We start from the raw sequence: 4,659 nt of genomic DNA on the forward strand, positions 1-4,659 counted from the left end.
GCGCCCGCCCCCGGGTGCCCGCGCGACKGGTGCTGCTGGGCGCGGCGATCGCCGGCCACGCCGTGCTGTCCCAGCTGATGTACGGGGGTTTCCTCATCGACATCCCCGCACCGGTCGAACAGGTGCGGGGAGGCGCGGAACTCATGTACTACGGCGGTGACATCGCCGAGCTGCTGCTGGCCGGCGCCGTGGTGGCCACGTGGCGCCCCACCCGAACGGGGTCGGCGCGGGCGGGATCGGCGCGGACGGGGTCGGCGCGGGTGCGGGCGCGCAGGCCGCGGCCGTCGGACGCTCAGGCCGCCTGAGCGGCGCCGGCGATGTGCTCGCGTGCGGCGCGCAGCGCGTCGTGGATGTCGCGGGTGTTCGTCGAGACGCACAGCGTGTACGAGACGTCGTCCAGCTCCTGAGGACGGCCGGGGCGGGCGCGGAGCGTCTCGTAGCGGTTGAGCAGCTCTCGCAGGGTGTCGGGATGGGCCATCATGGCGGGTTCCTCCAGGGGCGCGCGACGGCGCTCGACGAGTGCGGGTGAAGACCGGCCGGGGCCGCGACGGCTGCCGCGGAATCGGCGCATCCCGCCCAGTACCCGACAGCAGAAAGAGCAAAACTCACAAAAACGTACATTCCCCTCCTTGTTTCACCTCTGCGGACGAGGGGCACCACGGCGCACAGGAATCGCGAAGCGAGGACGCGGCATGGACTAAGCAAGGACGAGGCAGGGACGAAGCCGCAACGAAGCAGGCATCCGGAAGGCCAGGAACAGAAGCCCGGAGAGGCAGGAAAAAGTCGCACAGGACAGCGCTAGAGAAACACACGACGAGACGCGAGAAAGGAACGCCCAGGAGGCTAGAGGTGTCGTGATGGATTCCGTACCCGGAGTGCCATGCTGGGTCAGCCTCACCGTCCGCGACCGGCGGGCCACCGAGGAGTTCTACAGCGCCGTACTGGGGTGGTCCTTCGTGGACAGCTCCCTCGGCACGGGCTTCCGCACCGCCACCAGGGAAGGCGCACCGGTGGCCGGGTTCAACGAAGCCGCCGTCTCCTGGCAACTGCCCGTCCGCTGGACCGTCTTCTTCTCCGCCGACAACGCCGACCTGGCATGCGAACGCATCAGCGAACGCGGCGCCACGGTCGCTGTCGGCCCGCTGCGCGTGGGCGAGGGCCGCGCCGTAATGGCCGCGGACCCCCACGGCGCGGCGTTCGGCCTGTGGCAGGGCGAGTTGCCGCGCGGCTGGGCGGTGGGCGCGGGACACGCGCCGGCCTGGCTGCAACTGCACACCAGCGACGCCTTCGCCGCGGCGCTCTTCTACGGCGAGGTGCTCGACTGGACGAAGAACCCCAGCCACGGGGTGAGCTACGAGGAGCAGCAGGACGAGGTGCACATCCTGGTGGACGGTGAGACCGTCGCCGGGCTACGCGGCGGCGGCGTCGAGGCAGCACCCGACCCGCAGCGGCGCACCCGCTGGGACGTCTACTTCCGCGCCACCGACATCGACGCCGCGCTGGCCGCCGTCGAGAAGACGGGCGGCACGGTGATCTCGCCCGTCCAGCACGCCTCCCACGGCCGCTACGCGACGGTACGCGACCCGGACGGCGGCCTCTTCTCCCTCCTCGGCCCCTGAGAGCCCGGGCACGTGTGACCGAGGCCGCCTCGCGGGTACCCGGTGAGCCGCCGCACGGCAGGACGCCGCACGGCAGGACGAGGCGGCGCCCGCGCGACGGGACCGTACGCGAAGACGAGGAAGGTGTGCCGATGAGCCGAGCGCAGTCGAGTCCCGCGGGAGCAGACGGCCAGGTCGTCGTGGTCACCGGCGCCAGCGGCGGGGTGGGCCGGGCGACGGCGAGGGCCTTCGGGGGGCGCGGCGCCCGCGTCGCCCTCATCGCCCGCGGCGAAGAAGGCCTGGCGCGCGCCGCCGACGACGTACGCGACGCGGGCGGCACGGCGCTCCCGCTGGAGGGCGACGGCGAGSGCGTACGTCGTCGGCGGCGCCCGCGTCGCCCTCATCGCCCGCGGCGAAGAAGGCCTGGCGCGCGCCGCCGACGACGTACGCGACGCGGGCGGCACGGCGCTCCCGCTGGACGTCGACGTCAGCGACCACACCGCCGTCGACGCGGCAGCGGAGCGGATCGAACGGGAACTCGGGCCGATCTCGGTGTGGGTGAACGTGGCGTTCTCCACCGTCTTCGCGCCGGTCAACGAGGTGCGCGCCGAGGAGTTCCGCCGGGCGACGGAGGTCACCTACCTCGGCTTCGTCCACGGGACACTGGCCGCACTGCGCCACATGGAACCCCGCGACGCGGGGACCATCGTCCAGGTCGGCTCCGCGCTGGCCTACCGCGGCATCCCGCTGCAGGCGGCCTACTGCGCGGCCAAACACGCCATCCAGGGCTTCCACGAGTCGCTGCGCTGCGAGCTGCTCCACGCCAAGAGCGGCGTCAAGGCGACGATGGTGCAGCTGCCCGGGCTCAACACCCCGCAGTTCACCTGGGTCAAGTCGCGGCTGCCGAACAACCCCCGCCCCGTCGCCCCCGTGTACCAGCCGGAGGTCGCCGCGCGCGGCGTCCTGTACGCGGCCGACCACCCGAGGCGCCGCGAGTACTGGGTCGGCGGCTCCACCGTGGGCACCCTGCTGGGCGACAAGTTCGCGCCCGGACTGCTCGACCGCTACCTCGCCAAGACCGCTTTCAAGGGGCAGCAGGCCGACCACGAGCGCGCCCCCTCCCAGCCCGACAACCTGTGGAAACCCGCCGACCAGCAGCACGACTACGGCGCGCACGGCGAGTTCGACGACGAGGCCACCAAGCGCAGCTACCAGTTGTGGGCCTCCCACCACCACGGCCTGCTCGCCGCGCTCGGAACGGCGGCGGCCGCTGCCGCGGGGGCGGCAGCGGTGGCGCGGACGGTGCGGAGCTGAGTCCCGGCGCTTGGCCTCGGCGCCTGACTGGGGCGCCGAGGCGCCTGGCCGAAGTCGCACCGTCCCGGCCTGGAACCGCCCCGGCCTGGAGGGGGGCGGTGGATGGCCCTGGAGGGGGCGGTGGTTGGCAGGGCGAGGGAGTCAGCTTGGGTTCTGCTGCAGCGACTCGTGACACACGAGGCAGACCATCCGGCGCGCGTCGTGCGGCGACCAGACCCGGCCGGTCGCGCTGGAACGGCGGACCGGCTCCGGCTCATCGTGCAGATGGCGCGTGCACACACCCGCGCCGCAGTCGACGCAGACGGCGACGGCCACGTTCTCGTTGCCTTCCCTGGAACAGTCGTAGCAGTGCATGACGCCTCTCTTCCCGTCTCTTCCGTCTCACTCGGCGCCGTCAGGCCCGACCGTCCGCGAGTTCCCCCGGCCCGGCCGCGCACGCATCCACACCTGTACGCACAACCGACGAGGAGCTGTCCGTGAACCTCCCGGCCGACACACTCATCCGCGACGCGGAAACGGTCGTCACCATGGCAGGGGACGAGATCCCCGGCGGCTGGGTCGCCCTCAGCGGCGGCTCGGTGGCGGGCACCGGACGCCCGGGCGACGAACCCGAAGCGACCCGCACCCTGTCCGCGCGCGGCGCACTGGTCACCCCGGGGCTGATCAACACCCACCACCACATCTTCCAGAACCTCACCCGCGCCTACGCCCCCGCGACCGGCTACGAACTGTTCGACTGGCTGAAGGCGCTCTACCCCCTCTGGGCCGAGGTGGACGAGGAAGCCGTCGAGGTTTCCACCTGGGTCGGCCTGGCAGAGCTCGCTCTGGGCGGCTGCACCACGACCACGGACATGCTCTACGCGCACCCGCGCCCCCGCCTCATCGACGCCCAGATCCGCGCCGCCCGCGACGTGGGACTGCGCTTCCATCCCGCACGGGGCGCCCTGGACCTGTCCGAGAAGGACGGCGGTCCCGCCCCCGAGCGACTCACCGAAAGCGTCGAGGAGATCCTGGCCGACAGCGAACGCCTCGTGCGCACCTACCACGACCCGGCACCGGGCTCGATGCTCCGCATCGCACTGGCTCCTTCCACACAGGCCGCCGTGAGCGAACGCCTGATGGTGGAGACGGCCCGTCTCGGCGAGCGGCTGGACGTACGGCTGCACACGCACCTGGCCGAGTCCCTGGGCGAGGAGGAGTACTGCCACAAGACCTTCGGCCGCCGCCCCGTCGAACAGTTCGAGCACGTGGGCTGGGGCAGCGACCGGGCCTGGGTCGCGCACTTCATCTTCACCGAACCCGAGGAGAGGGAGCGGCTGGGACGCTGGGGCACCGGCGTCGCCCACTGCCCCGGCTCGACGATGATGCTCGGCGCGGGGGCGGCGAGCCTGCCCGCGCTGCGTGACGCGGGCGTCACCGTCGGCCTCGGCTGCGACGGTTCCGCCTCCACCGACCACGCCTCGCTGTGGCTGGAGGCGCGCACGGCGCTGACCGCCGCACGGGAGCGCGGCGGCGCCGGGGCGGCCACCGCCCGCGACATCCTGCGCGCCGCCACCGTCGACGCTGCCGCCTGCCTGGGCCGCGAGGACGGTCTGGGCCGCCTCGAACCCGGCGCCCCCGGAGACGTCGTGGTCTGGGACCTGGACGAGTTCGCCTTCGCCGGCGCCCACACCGACCTGGTCGAGGCCTGGCTCCGCTGCGGCCCCGTACGCCCCCGCCACACCCTCGTCCAGGGCCACCCCCTCGT

The 4,659-nt window shown here is 72.9% G+C and carries 4 protein-coding genes and 3 pseudogenes; 5 read left to right on the top strand and 2 right to left on the bottom strand.

Translation table 11 applies throughout. The annotated features are described in order from the left end of the window. A pseudogene (locus AB8Z75_RS31700) lies at positions 1-305 on the top strand (hypothetical protein); the annotation flags it as partial. Here the strand turns inward: AB8Z75_RS31700 and AB8Z75_RS31705 are convergent. Next, positions 293-481 (bottom strand): DUF5133 domain-containing protein, encoded by a 189-nt coding sequence (locus AB8Z75_RS31705; RefSeq protein ID WP_369208065.1) that lies wholly within the window; start codon positions 479-481, stop codon positions 293-295. The pseudogene AB8Z75_RS31700 and the gene AB8Z75_RS31705 sit on opposite strands and share 13 nt — an antisense overlap. A 376-nt stretch (positions 482-857) precedes the next feature. Between AB8Z75_RS31705 and AB8Z75_RS31710 the strand changes: the two genes are divergently transcribed. From AB8Z75_RS31710 to AB8Z75_RS31720, 3 genes and pseudogenes are all read left to right on the top strand, one after another. Next, positions 858-1,619, top strand: a complete 762-nt coding sequence (locus tag AB8Z75_RS31710) for a VOC family protein (protein WP_369208067.1) — start codon at positions 858-860, stop codon at positions 1,617-1,619. Positions 1,620-1,750: 131 nt separating this feature from the next. Beyond that, positions 1,751-1,900: pseudogene (locus AB8Z75_RS31715) on the top strand (SDR family NAD(P)-dependent oxidoreductase); the annotation flags it as partial. Positions 1,901-1,952: 52 nt separating this feature from the next. Next, positions 1,953-2,912: pseudogene (locus AB8Z75_RS31720) on the top strand (SDR family oxidoreductase); the annotation flags it as partial. Positions 2,913-3,053: 141 nt separating this feature from the next. Here AB8Z75_RS31720 and AB8Z75_RS31725 read toward each other — a convergent pair. Next, positions 3,054-3,266, bottom strand: a complete 213-nt coding sequence (locus AB8Z75_RS31725; RefSeq protein ID WP_369208069.1) for a DUF2180 family protein — start codon at positions 3,264-3,266, stop codon at positions 3,054-3,056. A 122-nt stretch (positions 3,267-3,388) separates the two neighbouring features. Between AB8Z75_RS31725 and AB8Z75_RS31730 the strand changes: the two genes are divergently transcribed. Further along, on the top strand, positions 3,389-4,659 hold a 1,271-nt coding region (locus AB8Z75_RS31730), incomplete at its 3' end, for an amidohydrolase family protein (protein WP_369208070.1).

This window comes from Streptomyces sp. PU-14G (assembly GCF_041028275.1).
In the GTDB taxonomy this organism is placed as follows: domain Bacteria; phylum Actinomycetota; class Actinomycetes; order Streptomycetales; family Streptomycetaceae; genus Streptomyces.

Coding starts and splice junctions, on each gene's coding strand:
- AB8Z75_RS31710 (WP_369208067.1), top strand. CDS start 858: ATGGATTCCGTACCCGGAGTGCCATGCTGGGTCAGCCTCACCGTCCGC.
- AB8Z75_RS31725 (WP_369208069.1), bottom strand. CDS start 3,266: ATGCACTGCTACGACTGTTCCAGGGAAGGCAACGAGAACGTGGCCGTC.
- AB8Z75_RS31705 (WP_369208065.1), bottom strand. CDS start 481: ATGATGGCCCATCCCGACACCCTGCGAGAGCTGCTCAACCGCTACGAG.